The 20,215-nt window shown below is 49.9% G+C and carries 19 protein-coding genes and 1 pseudogene; 11 read left to right on the top strand and 9 right to left on the bottom strand.

Going from position 1 to position 20,215, the window contains the following annotated elements; all coding sequences use genetic code 11:
- The first annotated feature begins 240 nt into the window (after positions 1 to 240).
- From BJP58_RS13690 to BJP58_RS13675, 4 genes are all read left to right on the top strand, one after another.
- On the top strand, positions 241 to 846 hold the full coding sequence (locus BJP58_RS13690; protein WP_194544353.1) for a winged helix-turn-helix domain-containing protein: 606 nt from the start codon (positions 241 to 243) through the stop codon (positions 844 to 846).
- A 24-nt stretch (positions 847 to 870) separates the two neighbouring features.
- Positions 871 to 1,677, top strand: coding sequence for an MBL fold metallo-hydrolase (locus tag BJP58_RS13685; RefSeq protein ID WP_194544352.1), 807 nt, complete (start codon positions 871 to 873; stop codon positions 1,675 to 1,677).
- 400 nt (positions 1,678 to 2,077) lie between these two features.
- Positions 2,078 to 2,659 carry a sensor domain-containing protein gene (locus BJP58_RS13680; protein WP_194544351.1) on the top strand — a complete coding sequence of 194 codons (582 nt, stop codon included), beginning with the start codon at positions 2,078 to 2,080 and terminating at the stop codon, positions 2,657 to 2,659.
- A 76-nt stretch (positions 2,660 to 2,735) separates the two neighbouring features.
- A complete protein-coding gene (locus tag BJP58_RS13675) occupies positions 2,736 to 4,550 on the top strand; it encodes a response regulator (protein ID WP_336245453.1) in 1,815 nt (604 codons plus the stop codon).
- A gap of 76 nt (positions 4,551 to 4,626) precedes the next feature.
- On the opposite strand, the gene speD is transcribed toward BJP58_RS13675, so the two are convergent.
- The 4 genes from speD to BJP58_RS13655 form a co-directional block, all read right to left on the bottom strand.
- Positions 4,627 to 5,442 (bottom strand): adenosylmethionine decarboxylase, encoded by an 816-nt coding sequence (gene speD, locus BJP58_RS13670; protein ID WP_194544349.1) that lies wholly within the window; start codon positions 5,440 to 5,442, stop codon positions 4,627 to 4,629.
- Positions 5,443 to 5,757: 315 nt separating this feature from the next.
- Positions 5,758 to 6,120: a VOC family protein gene (locus BJP58_RS13665; RefSeq protein WP_194544348.1), complete on the bottom strand. Its 363-nt coding sequence runs from the start codon at positions 6,118 to 6,120 to the stop codon at positions 5,758 to 5,760.
- Positions 6,121 to 6,152: 32 nt separating this feature from the next.
- A complete protein-coding gene (locus tag BJP58_RS13660; RefSeq protein ID WP_194544347.1) occupies positions 6,153 to 6,614 on the bottom strand; it encodes an SRPBCC family protein in 462 nt (153 codons plus the stop codon).
- 102 nt (positions 6,615 to 6,716) lie between these two features.
- On the bottom strand, positions 6,717 to 7,508 hold the full coding sequence (locus BJP58_RS13655) for an AraC family transcriptional regulator (RefSeq protein ID WP_233355069.1): 792 nt from the start codon (positions 7,506 to 7,508) through the stop codon (positions 6,717 to 6,719).
- A gap of 169 nt (positions 7,509 to 7,677) precedes the next feature.
- Between BJP58_RS13655 and recQ the strand changes: the two genes are divergently transcribed.
- The 3 genes from recQ (at position 7,678) to BJP58_RS13640 (ending at position 11,824) form a co-directional block, all read left to right on the top strand.
- The gene (gene recQ / locus BJP58_RS13650; RefSeq protein ID WP_194544346.1) at positions 7,678 to 9,561 is read left to right on the top strand and encodes a DNA helicase RecQ; all 1,884 of its coding nucleotides are present in this window, start codon (positions 7,678 to 7,680) and stop codon (positions 9,559 to 9,561) included.
- Between the two features lie 104 nt (positions 9,562 to 9,665).
- Positions 9,666 to 11,441, top strand: coding sequence for a B12-binding domain-containing radical SAM protein (locus BJP58_RS13645; protein ID WP_194544345.1), 1,776 nt, complete (start codon positions 9,666 to 9,668; stop codon positions 11,439 to 11,441).
- A gap of 206 nt (positions 11,442 to 11,647) precedes the next feature.
- The gene (locus BJP58_RS13640; protein ID WP_194544344.1) at positions 11,648 to 11,824 is read left to right on the top strand and encodes a hypothetical protein; all 177 of its coding nucleotides are present in this window, start codon (positions 11,648 to 11,650) and stop codon (positions 11,822 to 11,824) included.
- A gap of 202 nt (positions 11,825 to 12,026) precedes the next feature.
- On the opposite strand, the gene BJP58_RS13635 is transcribed toward BJP58_RS13640, so the two are convergent.
- From BJP58_RS13635 to BJP58_RS13620, 4 genes and pseudogenes are all read right to left on the bottom strand, one after another.
- Positions 12,027 to 12,998 carry an alpha/beta hydrolase gene (locus BJP58_RS13635; RefSeq protein WP_194544343.1) on the bottom strand — a complete coding sequence of 324 codons (972 nt, stop codon included), beginning with the start codon at positions 12,996 to 12,998 and terminating at the stop codon, positions 12,027 to 12,029.
- A gap of 57 nt (positions 12,999 to 13,055) precedes the next feature.
- Positions 13,056 to 14,024 (bottom strand): type I phosphomannose isomerase catalytic subunit, encoded by a 969-nt coding sequence (locus BJP58_RS13630; protein WP_194544342.1) that lies wholly within the window; start codon positions 14,022 to 14,024, stop codon positions 13,056 to 13,058.
- A gap of 73 nt (positions 14,025 to 14,097) precedes the next feature.
- Complete coding sequence (locus tag BJP58_RS13625) at positions 14,098 to 14,688, bottom strand: tRNA 5-(aminomethyl)-2-thiouridylate-methyltransferase MnmM (protein WP_071222662.1); 591 nt, start codon at positions 14,686 to 14,688, stop codon at positions 14,098 to 14,100.
- A gap of 10 nt (positions 14,689 to 14,698) precedes the next feature.
- Positions 14,699 to 15,640 (bottom strand): annotated as a pseudogene (locus tag BJP58_RS13620) (TIGR01212 family radical SAM protein); the annotation flags it as partial.
- Positions 15,641 to 15,946: 306 nt separating this feature from the next.
- Here BJP58_RS13620 and BJP58_RS13615 point away from each other — a divergent pair.
- Entirely contained in the window at positions 15,947 to 16,129 is a 183-nt protein-coding gene (locus tag BJP58_RS13615) for a hypothetical protein (RefSeq protein ID WP_194544341.1), read from the top strand.
- Positions 16,130 to 16,317: 188 nt separating this feature from the next.
- Positions 16,318 to 17,031 (top strand): tRNA (guanosine(46)-N7)-methyltransferase TrmB, encoded by a 714-nt coding sequence (gene trmB, locus BJP58_RS13610; protein WP_194544340.1) that lies wholly within the window; start codon positions 16,318 to 16,320, stop codon positions 17,029 to 17,031.
- A 117-nt stretch (positions 17,032 to 17,148) separates the two neighbouring features.
- On the opposite strand, the gene BJP58_RS13605 is transcribed toward trmB, so the two are convergent.
- The gene (locus BJP58_RS13605) at positions 17,149 to 18,276 is read right to left on the bottom strand and encodes an MGDG synthase family glycosyltransferase (protein WP_194544339.1); all 1,128 of its coding nucleotides are present in this window, start codon (positions 18,274 to 18,276) and stop codon (positions 17,149 to 17,151) included.
- Between the two features lie 230 nt (positions 18,277 to 18,506).
- Between BJP58_RS13605 and BJP58_RS13600 the strand changes: the two genes are divergently transcribed.
- Positions 18,507 to 18,656, top strand: coding sequence for a hypothetical protein (locus tag BJP58_RS13600; protein WP_194544338.1), 150 nt, complete (start codon positions 18,507 to 18,509; stop codon positions 18,654 to 18,656).
- Between the two features lie 285 nt (positions 18,657 to 18,941).
- Positions 18,942 to 20,180, top strand: a complete 1,239-nt coding sequence (locus BJP58_RS13595) for a glycosyltransferase family 2 protein (protein ID WP_071222667.1) — start codon at positions 18,942 to 18,944, stop codon at positions 20,178 to 20,180.
- Positions 20,181 to 20,215 lie beyond the last annotated feature (35 nt).

The following is a 20,215-nucleotide window of genomic DNA, read 5'->3' as shown; positions in this document are numbered from 1 at the left end:
TCAGCTGCTTAAGGGGAGCAGGCTAAGTGTATAAGACGGGATCCCTGCGTGATTTCCTTCGTGTTATAACAGTATTGCCAAATGGTATCATCGTTGACTCGCACTCGGCTCCAATCTGGTATAACGGAAAAATCTTAGGGGCAGCAAGTTGACCTGCGGATAAAGATCATGATAGGATGAAACACAAAAGACGGTAAAATAAATTTTACCGGTAAAGTGTATGGAGGTGTTAAAATTAAAATGACTGGTGTTTATAGAATTAAAACTCATGAACAGCTCAAAGCGATTGCCGATCCCCTGCGCACCAAGATCCTGATGAATCTCGTGAAAGATGCCTACACCGGACAGCAGCTAGCCGAGGTACTGGACATTACGCGGAACAATATTTACTTTCATCTGAAGGAGCTGGAGAAGCACGGCATCATTCACGTGGTCCGGAAGGAAGAGAAGAACGGTATCGTGCAGAAATACTATCGCGCCGTCGCAAGCCGTTTCATTCCGGAGGATCATTTGCTGCCGAGCCTGGATTTGGTGGAAACATCCAGACAGGTATTTATGGAGACACTCGATGTTACCCGGACGAAAATCGAAAGCGCGCCGGCTTCTTCTCTTGCCTTGGACAGCACAAGCGAACACTATCGAAAAAACATTGCAGGGACCTACCGTTTTCATGCAACAAAGGAGAGCTTCCATGCTTTTGTGGATGAGTTCAAGCAGCTCATGAATAAACACTTTACGATGGAGACGGCCGAAACAGGCCATACGCCTGTGTCCACGGAAGAGAAAAATTACTATATGTCGTTGATCGCATTTCAAGATAATCAGGAGGATATCACCATTCGATAATCCTTGATGGGGGAGTCATTACATATGGAGAATCATCAACATAACGTCGTTATCGATGATGCATGGTTTACCGTATCGCAGCTGGATGAGACCACGTTCGCGATCAGTGAATACGGACATTGGGAGAAGGTACATTCGTTTCTGTTGATCGGAAGCGAGCGTGCCGCACTGATTGATACGGGACTTGGCATCGACAACATGAGGCGGATGACCGATCAGCTGACGGATTTACCTGTTGTGGTGCTAACCACGCATGTTCACGCGGATCATATCGGCAGTCATGGGCAGTACGGAGAGATTTATGTGCATGAGGCTGAGGAGGACTGGCTCGTCAGCGGGATTAAGAAGCTGTCCATTGAACAAATCCGTAAGGACATTTCACGCGATATCACGAGGCCGGTACCGGCTTCCTTCGATCCGGCAACCTATACCCCTTACCAGGGGCAGCCGAACGGTATTCTAAGGGATCGAGATGTCATCGAGCTGGGCGGGCGGAGTCTGGTTATTTACCACACGCCGGGCCATTCGCCTGGACATATCGTGGTATTTGATGTACACCGGGGTTACTTGTTCACAGGGGATTTATTGTATGACGAGACGCCGATATATGCTTTTTATCCAACGACAAGTCCGGAGGATCTCGTAAACTCGCTGGAGCGGATCGCGAATCTCGATGGTGTAAAGCGCATCTATGGTTCTCACAATACACTTGGACTGGATCCGGCATGGCTGGTCGTGGTCAAAGAGGCGGTTCAAGAGCTGCGGGAAAAAGACCTTGTCCGATTTGGAACGGGCATTCACCGGTTCAACGGATTTTCGGTTCAATTTTAGCACCGTTATCCGGTTACTTCTCCGGCAAGCAAGCGCCATGGGAAGAAATGAAAAGCCTTGCACCGAGGGGTGCAGGGCTTTTTCGATCCCTGATTTATTTCGAGGCTAGCGGAAGGGCGTAGTAGTTAAAAGGCCTTGTCCAGCAGAGCACAGGCCTTTTGACGAAGCAGCAGTTGCTTGGAACGGAAATGGACGGAGCCGACCTTTTTGGTTACGAGTGTCCGGATCAACGACTCCACTCCCGATAAGCACTTGAATGGCTTCTACTAACAGCCAGCTACATTCAGTCACTTCTTTGAGAAGGCGTGTCATATGACATTTTGACACTGTTGCACATGACAACGAGTGCAGTAGGATACAGGAGTATCAAGGTCATGAAGACATGAAAGGAGTTTAATCTATGAAGAAATGGCTGAGGGAGTACCTGCTGAACTTTTGTTTTTTGATGCTGACTTTTGGAACCGGGGTGTTTTACTTTTGTTATTATCTTGTGGGCCTTGTTTTTGGATCCGGCATGAGTTTCACCCTGATCGGGATACCGGTTCTTACCTTTGTTATGCGATCGTCATGGACTTTCATGGATTATGATCGGATCCAGACGAAGTTCTATACGGACATAACGATCGAACCTGTTATGAAGAGAACAACAACCGGCTCCCTCTGGATTCAGGCTAAGGGGGAACTGGCGGATATCCGAAATTGGAAAGCCGTATCGGTACTCATGCTGAAGTTTATCGTTGGCATCACGAGTTTGTTCAGTGCCGTTATATTCTTTATCGTTCCCATTCTATGGATATTGGCCCCATGTATCAGTTCCTTTGCGGATATCAACGTAGGACCTATTCGCATCGATACCTTGCCCAAGTCTCTGCTTATGATGGGAGTCGGCGTTCTGTTTGCTTATGCAGGGTCATGGGCCGCTAAGGGAGCGGCGAGATGGAGCGGCCGGTACACGCAGTGGATGTTTTCGGTTTGTAGGTAGACACACTGTGGGGGCCATGTCATATTAGGAAAGAACCGTGAAGGAACTGCAGGGAGTGAAAGCTTTGTTTGATATAGTGAAACAATGGAAGTGGTACGACTGGGCCATGCTCTTTATTCGCATGATGGGCTGCATCTCCCTGATCATAAAGTTTGTAGAGCTCCGGAATCAGTTTACCGTATCATTATGGCTCGTCGTCATGTGGGAGATGGCAGCTTTCTCGATACCCTGGCTGTGTCTGCTTCTGAACCATAAAGCATATTTGGTAACGGAGCTCCTGTTATCGGGGGGGATCGCCGTCTATTTAACTTCCTTATTCCCGGAGGCTTACTTGTCGTTTATCATTCCGGCATTTCTGATGGCAGCGAACAGCTATGGAAATACGTACAGATGGACAGGCCCCCTTGCGGCTATCTTGGTTCCAATGCTGATCAAGCTGTACGCCCCATCAACGGATTTGATGCTGATGATGGAGCATGTCGCCTTTGCGTTTGCGTTAGGATTTGCCTTTCATCTATTGATGGCCAACTATCGCCAGAATGAAATCATTCGAACACATAATACGATTTTGGAGCAATATTTGTCCCAGGTCGAGCGGGTCACGCTGCTGGAAGAACGAGAGCGCGTGTCCAAGGAACTGCATGATACGATGGGCCATACGTATACGGCGGTCATTATGGGCTTGGAAACGCTTCGTTCCACGGAAACCGATGCAGCGGCTCAGCGTAAGCTGTCCAATCTGCTCGAACTGACACGGAGAAGCCTGGATGAAGTCAGAGGGTACTTGCATGAGCTGGACTCACCGCAAGAACAGCTTCCCCTGGTGCAGTCACTGAGACAGGTAACGGAGGATTTTGAGCGCAACAGCGGGGTAAAAGCAGGATTTAGAGTGCTTGGTGAAGCGTACCCGGTATCCCGGCAGGTGAAAATGACCTTCTATCGTTGTCTCCAGGAGTCTTTAACCAACAGTGTTCGTCACGGCAATGCGACGAGGATTGATGCCGTGCTTCAATTCGAATTGCAGCAAACCCGGCTTGAAATTCTGGATAACGGCCGTGGAACCGTGCAAATCCAGGAAGGTTTTGGTTTAAGTGCCATGAAGGAAAGGGCCTATCGCCTTCAAGGCCAAGTCACGGTTTATTCGACTCCCGACGAAGGAACCGTTGTGACCTGCAGCTTGCCTAGGATCTTGGAGCCTGCGGATGAAATCATCAGAATTTTATTGGTGGATAATGAACCTTTTATCAGGGAGAGTCTCGGCATCATTCTGGAGTCGGAGAAGGACCTTGAGGTAGTAGGACGTGCGGAACATGGGGAGTTTGCCTTGGACATGTGTGAGAAGCTTAACCCCCATCTGGTGCTGATGGATCTGGAGATGCCCGTGATGGATGGCATTACAGCGATGCGATTGATCAAACAACGTTGGCCGTCAGTGAAGGTGATCATATTTACCACATTTGAGCAGAGGGTCAAAGCAGCCGAAGCGATGCGAGGCGGAGCGGACGGTTATTTGCTGAAGTCGATGGAGCCTCGTGAACTTGCTGAGAACATTCGCATTGTGTATCGAGGCGGAACTTTGATGAATCCGGCGATTTCAGCGAAACTCTTCGATGGGGTATCGGGCGATTTTATGAAGGAGGAGGGCGGTACTGCATTCCTAATCGAAGCCGATCCGGCGTCGTCTCCAACTTTGAAGTTGTATGATCTGACACCAAGGGAGATGGAGATTCTGAAGTATCTCTCCCAAGGCATGCGGTACAAGGCGATTGCGATGAGATTGTATCTCTCAGACGGGACCGTACGGAATTATGCTTCAACCTTGTATGCCAAGCTGGGCGTCCGCAACCGGGACGAAGCGATAGAAATTGCAAATCAGGCCGGGCTCCTATGAGCCCGGCCTGGTTTCTGATTCTTGCATATTTCCAGCATCAAAGCCGTTTGATGGCAGCGTATCGGAGTGCATACCATCAGTAACTGCGGTCCATGTTTTTACCGTAATAAATTTCGTCCATCTCCAGTTTGATGCGCTCGGTGATTTTCTGCTGCTCGGCTTCGGATAGCTTATCCTTCGTGTAACCGAACAGATAGTTGTCCAGATCAAACTGCTTCAGCTTACACTTGGTGTGGAAGATGTTCTCCTTGTATACGTTGACGTCAATCATATCGAACAGCTCCTTGGCCTCGTCCGGAATGTAGTTCTGAATGGAGCTGATCTCATGGTCGATAAACAGCTTGTGCCCGTGAATATCCCGCGTGAAGCCTCGAATTTTATAGTCGATCGTCATAATATCCGTATCAAAGGAGTGGATCAGGTAATTTAGGGCTTTCAGCGGTGAAATCTCCCCGCAGGTTGACACGTCGATATCGGCCCGGAAGGTGCTGATTCCCTCATCGGGATGAAATTCCGGATACGTATGGACGGTAATGTGGCTCTTGTCGAGCTGCAGGATGACGTTATCCGGCAGCGGCCCCGGCGATTCGTCATAGGATTCCTCCGGAACCTCCACGACCGGACCCTCGGATACAAGGACCGTTACGCTGGCGCCTTGCGGGATATAATCCTGCTTGGCAATGTTCAGGACATGCGCTCCGATGATTTCGGCCACATGGCTCAATATTTTTGTTAGCCGATCCGCGTTATACTGCTCATCAATATATTCAAGATACGCCTCTCGTTCTTCCCGGGTTTTCGTATAACAGACATCGTACATGTTAAAGCTGAGCGATTTTGTTAGGTTGTTGAACCCGTGCAGGGTAACGCGTTGTTCTGGTGTCATATCCATATGAATTTCCCCTTGTGTCGTTAATATATCAGTTCGAGTACCTATTATTTCCGAAACCGGCGATTCCTAATCTGCCCATGCTTCACCTTCGGAATTAACATTAATATGTTCTTACCCGGATCGGGTTTAACATTAACAGAAGGTCAAGGATGATAGAGACAAGTATTGGCTGCTCAAAACTCAAAAAGGCCAACCGGTAATCCCCGGCTGACCTCAAGACGAGAAGGACACCTGCTACATGCAGCATATCCTTCGAGCGTGTATATGGACTTCACTTCGTATTTCCGATACTATGATCCTTCTCAAACGGCATGATTACTCCGTAAATTCCAGCAGTTCAATTACATTCCCAAAAGGGTCCCGGATTGCGCTGTATAGACCGGGAGGGCACGGCTGCGGTGTATCAAAGATGACCTCTACACCCTGCGTTTTGTAGTTCGCAATCGCCGCGCGTACATCAGCCGTCTCAAGTCCGATAATAACCTGAGCTTCAAGCGGGTAATCGGTTTTCGTAGGACGGTCGCATTTTTGCAGAACAAGGGAAACGCCTTCATGTTTCAAACTGATGATCTGATCATCATACACCTTGGAAATTTCGAATCCCAGAATATCACAATAAAATCGCGTCGCTTGATCCATATCACTTACATTGATCGATAGAACACAAAGATTGGGCATAGTTCCTCTTCTCCTCTAATCCATGGGTTGTCTTACTGGCAGCATAGAATGCCTTCACCGGATTCGATGCTGGATTTTAAGCTGGCCAGCATGCTTTTCCATGCATCCACATGCCATTCCCGGGCTTGCAGTGACGACTCGGTATCCTTCCAGCCCGTATGCTCTAAGGTAATTCTCGTGCCGCCGTCCTGTTCAGGTCTAAAAGACACCTTGACCTCAGTTAATTCCCCCTGATTCATCGTTTCCGCAAAGGGATCGGGTCCTTTCCACTCAAACACGAGGGTATGCGGTTCATCATACTGCAAAATGGTGCAGCCCGCGGTGCACATCGATTCACGATTAGCCGGGTTAAAATAAAGCTCGAACTTTCCGCCCGCCCTCGGTTCAATTTCAGCAGCCGGCGCAAACCACTCGGTTATCCTCGCAGACTCCGTCCATGCTCGCCAGAGGAGCTGCACGTCGGCCTGAATTATGGTTTCTTGAATAATGGTCATGTCTATTCCTCCAATCTATAGTGCTCATTGTTCCGTAATAACGCTTCCAGCAATTCCATTATAAAGGGACATGCGATTCAAAAATTCTTCTACCTTGCGCTGTTATTTCCGATCCTTCTCGAATAAGAGCAGAGGTAGATTAACAACAATCGGCGGGTCATAGGGCAGAGGCTCGCGCAAGGTGATGTTTACGGCGAGATCGGTTTCTTCGTCGATATGGACAGGCTCCTCCCGCTTGCCGCGCAAGGATTTGCTCAGCAGAAAATAATCCCGGGGATTGAGGCTCCAGGGGATGCCCGCTGCCAGCACATAATACGTTCCGGTTGGTATGCCGGCTAAAGTACAGGTCCGGTTCTTGAGGTTGACCGCCGTACCGGAGACGGGCTTCTGATCAGGCACGGGTCTTGGGAACAGACCAACGTAAATCATGCCGCGGAACGCCTCGGGAGCTTCGATCCGGCAATGAATCCGGGGCAGAGCATGTCTTTCTTCCTCTGCCCAGGTTAATGGCTTGTGCTCATATTGATTCACGTAACGATGCAGGGACTCGGTGGTGGAGCGGAACCTTTTCGGAGACAGGCCGACAAACTGCTTGAAGCGGGTATTGAAGGTGCCGGGACTTGCCAAACCGATGCGCATTCCGATTTTTACGAGCAGGGAAGGACTTTGAAGGAGCTCGATTTTGCCGGATTCAACCCGGAGCGCGGACAGGTATTGCCTGAGCGATATGCCGGTTACTCGCTTGAATACTCTGGAGAAATGGTAGGGACTGTATCCCGCAAGATCGGCGAGCTGCTCGGCCGTCATGGGCTCGTCCAGATGCTCCTTCATATATTGAATGGTTTGATTTACGGCTTCGGTATGTGCGTCATTCATTAGGATCACCAACTTCACTTTTTGGGCTCTACATGATAGCATGCCTTTTTCCACATTTATGAAGTTCTCTTCGTCGAATGCAATTTCCTTCTACGATTCGGTTGCCCATTCATGGAAAGGCCGTTAAACTTAAAGGATACAGGCTTTTCGAAACGGAAAACCAAGGAGAATTAAGGAGTTTTTATCCATGAATGTGGAAACAAATGATAGAGAATCGATGAATATGGATACAGCGCGGGATTATCTGCAGAAATATTACGGCTATCCTGATTTTCGGGAGGGCCAGAAAAAAATCGTCGCCAGTCTGCTGGCGGGTCAAGATACGCTCGGGATCATGCCGACGGGCGGAGGCAAATCGATCTGTTATCAGATCCCGGCGCTCCTGTGTCCGGGTCTCACGTTGGTTGTATCGCCTTTGATTTCCTTGATGAAGGATCAGGTGGATGCCCTTACGACAGCGGGTGTGGCCGCTGCCTATATCAACAGCACGCTCAGCGGCAAGGAAGTGAACGATCGCATACGTGCGGCCAAGCGCGGAGAATTGAAGCTGTTATATGTCGCCCCGGAACGGCTTGAACTGGATTGGTTCCGGGAGGAGATGGCAGGTCTTGACATTTCGATTGTGGCTGTCGATGAAGCTCACTGCGTATCCCAGTGGGGGCATGATTTCCGGACCAGCTATCTCTCGGTGGCTCCTTTTGTTAAAGGGCTCCCGAACCGTCCGATCGTGGCGGCCTTTACGGCCACGGCCACGCCAGAAGTTATGGAAGACATGCAGCGTCTGCTTCGACTGGAACAGCCGCAGGTGTTCGTAACGGGCCTTGGGCGCGACAATCTGGAGATGTCGGTGCTTCGCGGTGAGAACAAGCGGGAGTTCGTTCTGGACTATGCGGCCTCGCATACCCACCAGCCAGGAATCATCTATGCCGCCACTCGCAAAGAGGTCGATGATTTATGCCAGCGCCTTATAGCTAAGGGGCTTCTAGCGGGTCGATACCATGCCGGCATGAGTGACGCGGAGCGGGCGGAGAGCCAAGAGGCTTTCCTCTATGACGATATTCGCGTTATTGTAGCAACGAACGCGTTTGGCATGGGGATCGATAAATCCAACGTCCGGTATGTCATTCATTACAATATGCCGAAAAATATGGAGTCCTACGTGCAGGAAGCGGGTCGCGCCGGTCGGGATGGCGAGCCCAGCCAGTGCATATTGCTGTTTAGCGCCCAGGACATCATGACCCAGAAATTTCTGATTGAACAGAATCCCCAGGAGGGCGAGCGCAAGCAGAACGACTACCGGAAGCTGCAGCAGATGATCGATTACTGCTACACCACAAGGTGCCTTAGGAGCGCGATGCTGGATTATTTCGGGGAAGAACACGAAGATAAGCCCTGCGGTACGTGCAGCTCCTGCACGGATGACCGGGAGCTTGTCGATATCACGGTGGATGCGCAGAAAATTTTCTCATGCATCCACCGGATGCGCGAACGCTTTGGCGTGTCCACGGTCGCCTCGGTGCTGAAGGGCTCCCGGGCGAAAAAAGTGCTGGAGTACGGCTTTGACCGCCTTCCGACCTATGGCGTGATGTCGAATCGGACCGAGAAGGAGATATCCGAGACGATCAATGTGCTCATCTCGGAAGGGTTCCTGGCGCTGACGGAAGGCCAATACCCTGTCGTGAAACTGCAGAGCGAGGCCGCCGATGTGTTAAAAGGCCAGCGCGAAGTGATGCAGCGCGTTCCGCGTCCTTCCAAAGCCGCAGGCAGCCAGCGAAGCGGCAGCCGCCGCGATTATTCGCCGTCAGCCGTCAACGAGACGGTGTTCGAGCAGCTGCGTTTGATTCGGCGTGAGCTGGCAAGCAAAGAGCATGTGCCGTCCTACATCATTTTTAACGACGCAACCTTGCGTGAGATGAGTGTGGTTTGTCCGCAGAGCGAGGATGAGATGCTGAATGTCAAAGGGGTCGGGGAAGTGAAATTCCGTAAATATGGCCGTCCGTTCCTGGAATTCTTCCTGAATGGTCAGAGTGCGTCGAATGACGGGGACGATCTGTTTGACTATGAAGAATAGGCTTGCATGACAGGCGGAAATCATGGCTTTTTCCCGTTCCATCACTCAGAATAAACCGTTCGGTTAATAAATTTACATTATGTAGAAAGAAAGTGGACCCTACCATGAAAGTCATACTATCAACCTTGAATGCCAAGTACATTCATACCTCTTTAGCCATTCGCTGCCTGAAGGCATACAGCGAGAAGGATTTCGATATCGAACTGACGGAGTACACGATTAAGGACCCTGTGATGAATATCGTCTCCGACCTGTTCCAGCGCAAGCCGGATGTGATCGGATTCTCCTGTTATATATGGAATATTGAAGAAACGATTAAAGTGATCGATATCGTGAAGAAGATTATGCCGGAGGTCACGATCATATTGGGCGGACCTGAAGTATCCTACGATACGGAGTATTGGATGAAACGGCTGCACAATGTCGACTTTATCGTTATGGGTGAAGGCGAGGAGACCTTCCACCATTTGCTGCAAACGATTGAAGGGGACCGGAAGTATCATTTCGTTTATGGCGTGGCTTACCGCAAGCAGGATGAAGTCATTGTGAATCCCGGAAGACCGAAGAGCATTCTGGCAGAGCTGCCTTCCCCGCATCGTTTTCCGGAGGATATCCCGCATCTCGGGAAGCGGGTTGTCTATTTTGAGACCAGCCGGGGCTGTCCCTTCAGCTGCCAGTTCTGCCTGTCGAGCATTGAGGTGGGGGTTCGCTACTACGACATTGAACGGACTAAAGCGGATATTCTCTACCTGATCGAGAACGGAGCAAAATTGATTAAGTTCGTAGACCGAACCTTTAACATTAAGCGGGATTACGCGCTTGAAATGTTCGAGTTTCTTATCGAGAATCATGGCGGCTGCGTGTTCCAGTTTGAGATCACGGCGGATATCATGCGTCCCGAGGTGCTGGATTATTTGGCGAAAAATGCGCCTCCCGGCATTTTTCGGTTTGAAATCGGGGTGCAATCGACCAACGACCCGACAAACGAGCTGGTAAAGCGTCGCCAGAATTTCACCAAGTTGTCGCGCACGGTAACCATGATCAAGGACAGCCGCAAGATCGATCAGCATTTGGATTTGATTGCAGGTCTTCCGGAAGAGGATTACGATACGTTCCGCAAAACGTTTAACGATGTATTTGCGCTTGGGCCGGAGGAACTGCAGTTAGGCTTCCTGAAGATGCTCCGCGGAACCGGGTTGCGGATCGATGCGGACAAGTATAATTACACCTACATGGACCATGCTCCGTATGAGATCCTCGGTAGCGACGTGCTACCGTTCTCGGATATCGTCCGACTGAAGAGACTGGAGGATGTGTTGGAGAAGTATTGGAATGCGCACCGGATGGACCACACCCTGAATTATTTGATGAAGCATGAGTTTACGTCGCCGTTTGATTTCTTCCAAGAGTTTGGAGACTACTGGGAAGGACAGGGCTGGCAAAAAATCGGCCATCAGCTCGAGGATCTGTTCACGCGTTTAACGGCTTTCCTTGAAGATCGGAAGACCTCGCATATGGACGTTGTCTCCGGTCTCATGAAGTTTGATTATTTCCTGGGCCATAAGTATAAGCCGCGGAAAATATGGTGGGATCATACCCAGGATAAAGCGCAATGGACCGCCAATGTCCGCAAAATCGTAGAGGAGCCTGCGGCCCTGTCCGACGGTTTTGCCGATCTGGGGATCACGGAGCGCGATCTGCAGAAACATGCGATGATTGAGGTGCTGCCGTTTAACCTCAGCGATGCCATCCAGGGCGGCACCGGATTTCCGGACAGCGCGGACCATGCAACGATGCTGTTGGTATTGTACCAGCAGAACGAAACAGGACAGCCGCAGTACTATACGATGCCTGTGGGGTTAGCGAAGCAGGCAAAGTAGAGTTAGCGAAGGACAACTCTTACCGGAACTTGATGTGAGCGGCTTGCCGTGTTGGCGAAATACCTTTCTTATAGGGATTGGCATGGACTGGAGCCGTGAAGATGAATCCCTGCGTTGCCGTAACGGACCATAACCTGGGCGTCCCGGAATAAAACACCCTGAGGATCGGAATTCTAATCGCATCAACCGATGAGGAGGGGATGTTTATGAACGGGAAACAGATGGGGCGGGAACAGCATCCGCAGGATGAGCCCACCATTGCGCCGGGTATGGAAACCAATGATGATCTGCGCGAAGAGGCTACGGAGGATGAAGTAAACCATGGCGAGTACACCGAGGTCACGCAGCTGATCATCGACCGCACGCCGAACGAGGAAGAGTAAGGAGCTGAAAGGGGCTGGGCTTTCTGTTAAGTAGGTTTACTTACTTGGCGGATAGCTTGTCGAATTAAAAAGGTTTCCATTTACTAAGGAATTTTATGTTAAGGGTGGATATGCACAGCGTCACAACAGAGAAGGGGGTGTCCCAAAAGGTTAATCGACCTTTTTGGGACACCCCCTTTTTAATTCGTCCTGCAACATTCTTTTACATACGGGTTTCGATTCTCGCGGCGTCGTCTGCTGTCCCATGCGATTCCGAGGTGTGCCGTTCTAGCCAGTCGAGAACATGTGCCGCAACTTCATCCCGGTTGATTTCATGCAGCATTTCGTGGCGACCGCCGGGATACAAACGGTATTCAAGATCCTGGATGCCATGTTTCCGGTACATTTCGATCAAACGCCGTACGCCTTTTCCGCGGTGTCCGACCGGATCATCCTCGCCCGAGAAAATGTAGACCGGCTTATCCTTTAGAAGGCATTCCATCAATTGAGGTTTATGGATCTGGGACAGCAGCTTGAAGAAATCACGGAAGAAACGAGCGCTGCATACCTGACCGCAATAGGGGTCGTTGATATACTTATCCACTTCCGTTTCATCCCGGGACAACCAATCGAATGGAGTGCGAATAGGGCCGAAACCTTTGTTGTAAGGGCCGAACACGATGGCGTTCAGCATCAGACTCCGGTGCGTGTTTCCTTGAAGGCGCATTTGTACCGCTGCCAGATTCAAACCGAACGCCAGCAGTCCCTGTGGACCATTGGTGCCGGACAGAATGAATCCGTCGAATAATTCGCCGTTCAAACACATGATCTTTTGGGTCAAAAAAGACCCCATGCTGTGACCCATCAAGTAATGTGGAACACCGGCATGGCGCTTCTTAAGCTCGGAAGCAAGAAGCAGCAGGTCTTCAATCATTCCTTCGAAACCGTCTTCCCCGGCATCGCCGAGAAGTGTAAGGCCGGACGTTTGTCCATGACCCCGATGGTCGTTGCAGTACACAGCGTAACCGTGTGCTGTAAGCAACTCAGCAAGCTCCTCGTATCGTATGCCGGTTTCGCACATGCCATGCGCAATTTGCACGATGGCACGAACGGGATGGTCCGGCTCCGGCAGCCATTGATATACAAAAACATGCATGCCCTGCGTATTCAGCATCGTAAACGTGTCGGTTTGCATTTCAGGCCTAACACCTCCACAAAAACGAATGGTTTATTTCAATACTTTATACCCTGTTTATGGAAGATATGAACGAAGAACCGTAGATTGCCCGTCCAGCGTATATGCACCCAGGTTAGCTGGCAGCAGGAAGCATTGTCCGGACGTATACTCAATGGAGCCGTTATCCCAGCTGAGGGTTCCTTGACCATCGCATACCACGACGATCGTGAAGCTTTCCGCGGAAGTGGACAAGGACCAGGCACCGTTAACAACGCCTTTCTCGACAACAAAATAGGGAGACTTGGCAAGCTCAAGCCATTCTCCAGGCGCGGTTCCTTCCGTGCTCATTGTGGTCGCGCCGGATCCTTCGTAGGCCGTCACGTTCAAGGAGTCCTCGATATGAAGCTCGCGCGGCTTACCGTCAAGGCCTGGTCGATTATAATCGAAAATCCGGTAGGTTGTATCCGAATTTTGCTGAATTTCCGCCACTACAACGCCAGCACATAGGGCGTGCACCGTACCGGCAGGTATGTAGAACGTGTCTCCGGCTTTTACGGACACTTCTTGCAGCTGGTCCATAACCGTGCCGTTTTCCATGGCTTCTTTCAACGTCTCGCGGCTAACGCCTTCCTTTAGACCGTATATGATTTTGGCGTCCGGCTTCGCATCCAGCACATACCACATTTCAGTCTTGCCCAGCTCGCCTTTCGGAAGCCCCTCGTAGTCATCGGTCGGATGCACCTGAACGGAGAGGTTGTCATTGCAGTCAAGCAGCTTGATCAGCAGGGGGAAACGTCCGTTAACCTCGGAGAATCCCTTGCTGCCAAACCACTCCCGTCCAAATTGCTCCCGAACCTGATCCAGGCCGCGACCGGCAAGTTCACCGTTCACAATGCTGGTCGTGCCGTTCGGGTGGTCGGCGATCATCCAGCCTTCTCCGATATGTCCTTCAGGAATATCCAGGCCGAATTGCTCCAGGGCACGGCCACCCCACACACGCTCTTTAAATTCGGGTTGGAACAATAATGGATATGGTTTTGTCATAGTAATCATCTACCTTTCATCATGTTTGGAATATTCTATGGATGTAAGTGCGGGACCTCTCCTAGAACTTATATCATATCGGCTTCTTCCGTTCCAGTGCAATGAGATATGGCGCTTCGGAACGCTGAAGACCACGATACAATATCGTTTGCACCTTGTGCGGGGGCAATTCAGCCGCCCAGGCCTGCACGGCGTCCGCTTCGGCATCGCCGCCTTTATGGCCCGGGTACAGCACGATGGTGATAATGCCGCCGGGACGGAGCAGCTCGATGGCAGCTTCCAGAGCCGTGAGTGTGCTGGCGGTTTCCGTCATGATCCGTTTATCTGATGAATCTGCCGGAAGGTAGCCGAGATTGAACATGATCGCACCCATACGGCCATGCTCGCACTCAGGTACGCATTCTCCCATAAGGGCATGGCTCTGATGGTGAAGGGTAACCTCCGCAAGGGTGCCGGGCGGTTCCTTATCAAGCCGATCACGAGTCAGCTGCAGCGCCTGTTCCTGAATATCAAAAGCGTACACCTTGCCCTTTGAACCTGTGCATTTAGCTAGATACAGCGTATCGGCCCCGGTTCCCGCCGTCGCATCCAGCGCAATGTCTCCAGGCCGCAGCCTTTCGGACACGAGCTTGTGAGCAAAACTCAAAACCGAGAGGAAGCCCATCAGGATCCCCCCACAATTTACCCTGCCATGTATCCCGGCGCTTGAGCTCGGCGTCAATGCCGTTAAGCACTTCCCACTTCTTGAGACTCCACGTCGGTCCGATCAAGAGATCCCGTGGAGCGTCTCCGGTCAGACGGTGCACGATCATTTCGGGAGGTAAAAACTCCAGGCTATCTACGATAAGGCTGATATATTCGTCCTGTTCCAGGAACCGTAGCAGCCCCGCCTCATATTGCTTCACCATCGGCGTCTTGCGCATGAGGTGCAGCAGATGGATCTTGATTCCCTGCACATCCATCTTGGAGACCGCTTGGCCGGTGGCGAGCATCATCTCGTGGTCCTCTTGCGGAAGGCCATAAATGATGTGTGTGCAGACACGAATGTTATGCTTGCGCAGCTTTTCGACCGCTTCCAGATAACATTCGGTATCATGGGCCCGGTTGATCAGCTCGGAGGTGGAATCATGGATCGTTTGCAGGCCCATTTCCACCCAGAGATAGGTTCGCTCATTCAGCTCGGCCAAGTATTCCACGACGTCGTCTGGCAGGCAATCCGGGCGTGTAGCGATCGATAAACCGACAACGCCCGGCTGCTGCAGAATGACTTCATAGTACTCCCGAAGCTCCTCTACCGGAGCATAAGTGTTGGTATAGGCTTGGAAATAACCGATGTATTTGGCGCTCGGCCACTTCTGGTGCTGCCGGTCACGGATGGTGTTGAACTGGGTAACAAGATCGTCCCGCCGTCGTCCGGCAAAATCACCGGAGCCGCGGGCGCTGCAGAAGGTGCACCCGCCCTTGGCAATCGTGCCGTCGCGGTTCGGGCACGTAAAGCCCGCATCCAGCATAACCTTGAATACTTTTTCCTGGAATTGGCTGCGCATCTCGTAATTCCATGTATGAAATCGTTTGTCGCCCCATAATGTTGGGGCGGGTCTAAGTGATGTACTCATGTGTGCTCCTTTTATAGCCGCATAAGATGAATAGAGACAGGGATTGCCGTGCCTCAAAGTATACATGTTTTACTTAACTTATCCTTAAGCAGATATGTCCATTGTAACAAAAAATAAAACTTTGCGTTATATACAGGTCTTCAAGCCTAATTAAGATGTTGTTACTTGAATGAATTGCATATAATTGGTATATTTAAAGTAGAAAAATAAAAATATGATTCAAGCAATTTTGGCATGGGTATATATCGGATAGGATTCATATTTGTGTGACGTCATGGATACAATAATACCGTGAGGTGATTACGAATGAATTCATCGACAGTAAAGAATGACAGTAGAGACAAGATCGCTGTGGAGCTTACCCCGAACGAAGCTTTAGCCCTTACTGGCGTGGAGTTTAACTCCAACCAGGACGTGAAGGCTTCGGCACGTCGCAAGATTCGGGCCGCCTTTGAGAAGACGTTTGAATTTACGTCGAATGAAAGGTAGACTATTCACAGTTTAACCATCGCGGAACCCCAATTCCAAATATAAGAAAGAGGAACCTAAGCCTTTGCGTTAAGCAGAGTATAGGTTCCTTTTTCTATGGGGCTTTACTTTTGGGAGTAACTTCGTCACAATAAATGCAGTATCGGGATATCATTCTAAATTTACTTGGAAAGTTTCGGAGGTATGACATGCGTTTACGCGGAAGAAAAGGTATACGGGAAAATCTGGAGCAGCAGGAAGACCTGGTCGTTTTGGACCCCGGTCAATATAGAGGGAAATGGGCTTCATTATTTGGCAATGACCTCCCGATCCATGTCGAATTCGGCATGGGCAAAGGTCAATTTATAAGCCAGATGAGTTACAAACATCAGAATGTGAATTTTATCGGGGTGGACATGTACGACGAGCTGATTCGCCGCGCAAGCGAAAAGGGACGCAATGTCTGGGCTCAGGACGGTGTCGATACCCCGCCGAATTTGAAGCTGGCGCTGTTTAATATCGAGAATGTCGAGCAGGTTTTTGAACCCGGCGAGATCGAACGTTTATATTTAAACTTCAGCGATCCGTGGCCAAAATCCAAGCATGCCCGCCGTCGTTTGACGCATCCGCGTTTTTTGGACAAGTACTCCCAGATCCTGAACGAGCGCGGGGAAATTCATTTCAAGACCGATTCGGTTACGCTTTTTGAGTTCTCCCTGAATGCATTTGCCGATTATGGTTTGCAAATGACGAATATTTCGCTGGATCTGCACCGGGACGGACTGAACGAAGAACACGTGATGACTGAGTACGAGACGAAATTCGTCGGTCAAGGTATGCAGATACATCGCTGCGAGGCCATTGTTGGCAAGGAAGCACTTGCTTCCTACCATAAGAATCGTCTTGAAAAATACGGTAAATAACGTCTATATGGTAGAGTTTCTTCGATGATAGCGCTTGCATCTATTATAATAGTAGGAAATCTATCAATTCGATGACGTGTTTGCCGACAACGGCGCAAAAAAAGGTGTGCTCCCTCTTTAGGAGTACACCTTTTCGTTTTCCAGCATGTCGATGATGCTGCGTGCGCTTTGCATCGGATGGAATCGCTCGATGTCTCGCAAATTTTGCGCCCGTTGCTGTTGAATCACATCGTATTGATGAAGCAGTTTGTTCATCCAGTTGGCAAGAACATCCAGTGAATGGATAGGTTCGCCCAAACCTTGCGCGGTGAAATATTGGCAGTTCTCTTCTTCCTGTCCCGGAAGAGGCTGATGAAACAGCATCGGGATTCCTTTGGCCAAGCCTTCGGTGCATGTCATCCCGCCTGGCTTCGTAACGAGCAAATCCGACACCTCCATCAGCTTGTCGATCTCGCGCGTAAAGCCCAAAATCCGGATGTTCGGATGCTGGAACCGGGGGTTGTTCTCCATCTCCTCGCGTCCCTTGTCGTTATTGCCGAGGCAAAATATGATCTGGACTTCGTCGCGCCATCGGGTCAGAAATTCATGCACCACTTCGTCATTCATGATGCCCCAGCCTCCGCCCATTACAAGCACGGTAGGCATATCGGACAGATTAAATCGTTCCCTGATTTCCTTCTTGCTCGGATGCGTCCAGAAGTCGGGATGGATCGGAATGCCGGTAACCTGAATTTTGGCTTGGGACACCCCGCGATTGAGCAGCTTTCGCCTCACCTCCGGCGTGGACACGAAATATCGGTCGACCTCTGGACTGATCCATGTATCGTGAGCATCATAATCGGTAATAACGGTACACAGAGGCACATCAATGCCCAGTCGTTTCAAACGCGAGATGACCGCACTTGGTATAAAATGGGTACAAACAATGATGTCGGGTTTGAGCTGTCTAACCACGTTTTTGGTGCTTGTATAGAACATTCGGTGAAGTGCTAAAGCCGTAAAGCGATTAAAGGACTTTTGATGGCGATACATGTACCCGACCAATCTCGGGCGAGTTGTAATCGTCTTTCTGTAGGCCGAAATGATCAGTGGAGCGATTTTAGGGTTCAAGAAGCTCCCGAGCTCGAGAACTTTGGTCTGTACGCTAGGCGATAACTGGCGCAGGCTGCTGGAGAGTGCATGAGCGGCCTGTGTATGGCCTGCACCGAACCCTTCAGATAACAGCAAGACTCTTTTTTTAGCCACTACTTTTCACCCGTTCTGCAGCGTTATTCTTTAACTTTAACATATCGACTTTGGGAAAAGAAATCAACCGTTCTCCACTTGTGTTTCAGGGACTTTGGTCCCGGAAACGGAAACTTTGTTCGGCAAACTTCTCGCTGGCGCCTTGCTACTTAAGGAGTTAGTCAGCAGCGCGCATTTTGTAGAAAATCAGGGTCCGTGGTCTTTTGACTTGAGTATGAGATGCCGATACAATGATTCAAACGGACATCAAAAAGTTTATTAGAGAAAGAGCAATGAAAAACGAAAACTTTTTGGGTGTCTGTTGCGTTTATTTATTGGCGGACAAGTCGAAAAAGAAAAAATGGGCAGCCAAGAGAAATAAAAAGCAAGGAAACGGATGAAAATAAGAACTAAAGCCGTTTGAAACGAAGCTTGCTGGCAAACGACATTGCAAGCTGAGCTCTTTTACGAAGTTTTTCCGTAAATTAGAGCATTCCACGGTTTTGACAAAAGATTCAAAAGTGTGGAAAATCGTGTATGACGTGCGAAGTTGCCCCGCGGCACCGAGGCTACTAGAAGGACAGACACAAGTCACAGGGTCATAGCAACAACAAAAAAAGCGAAAAACTTAGAGAGAAAAAAATAACAAACATTCTCGGGTTATAAAAAGGGGGTAACGGAGAATCATGACAGACGCCATCTTTATCGCGCTCCAACTATTCTTGGCCGCGGTGGGTGTGTACCAGTTCGTATTCTCTTTGTTTGGTCTGGTCAAAAGAAAAAAGAAACAACAGTTTGAACCCAATAAATCATTTGCAGTGTTAGTTGCTGCGCACAACGAAGAACAGGTTGTCGGTGCATTAATGGAGAACCTGAAACAGCTTGATTATCCGAAGCATCTGTACGACGTATTTGTCATCTGCGACAACTGTACAGATCGTACTGCAGAGATCGTCCGTGCCCACGGGATGAACGCATGCGTGCGCACGAATCAGAATCTCCGAGGCAAAGGTTATGCCATCGAGTGGATGCTGAAAGAGCTCTGGGCAATGCCGCGCCAGTATGATGCGGTTGTCATGTTTGACGCGGATAATCTGGCCGCTCCGAATTTCTTGAACGAAATGAACAATGATCTCTGCTCTGGAGCAAGAGTTATCCAGGGATATATCGATACCAAGAATCCTGAGGATTCCTGGATCACTGCCTCTTACGGGGTATCTTACTGGTATATCAACCGCTTGTGGCAGCTCTCCCGTAGCAATCTGAACATGGCGAACTTCCTCGGCGGTACGGGAATGTGCTTTGAGACCAATCTCTTGAAGGAGATCGGCTGGGGTGCAACCAGTCTGGTTGAGGACTTGGAGTTCACGATGCGCAGCGTTATGCGCGGCGTGTATCCGAAGTTCAACTATGACGCGAAGGTATTTGACGAAAAGCCGCTTACGTTTAAGGCTTCCGCCAGACAACGTCTGCGCTGGATGCAGGGTCACTTTACGGTTGCCCGTCGTTATTTCTTCCCGCTGCTGTGGCGTGCCATTAAAGAACGCAGCCTCGTGAAGCTGGACTTGGCATTGTACGGAGTCAACGTTTACATCGTACTGCTGACTTTCTTGCTGACGGCCATCATCTGGGTTGACAGCTCATTCTTCGATGGTCCGAATATCGCTAATCTGTACGGATATTTACCGCTCTGGCTGAGCTTTACAGCGATCGCGGCGAATGTGTTCACGTTCATGATCGCGATGATTCTGGAGAAAGTGAAATACAAGAAAGTGTATATGTATCTGGTGCTGTTCCCGATTTACCTGCTGTCGTGGTATCCTATCACGGTGTATGCGTTCTTCACGCAGAACAACAAGCAGTGGAGTCATACGGAGCACACCCGGGTTGTACGCCTTGAAGAAGTTCAAAGCAAACAAGGCTAATCCAATATTTATATTGCATCTGTGTTGACAGAAGA

This window comes from Paenibacillus sp. JZ16, assembly GCF_015326965.1.
Taxonomy (GTDB): domain Bacteria; phylum Bacillota; class Bacilli; order Paenibacillales; family Paenibacillaceae; genus Paenibacillus_AQ.
Note: the sequence above shows the minus strand (reverse complement) of the source record. Positions and strands in the feature narration are given on the sequence as shown.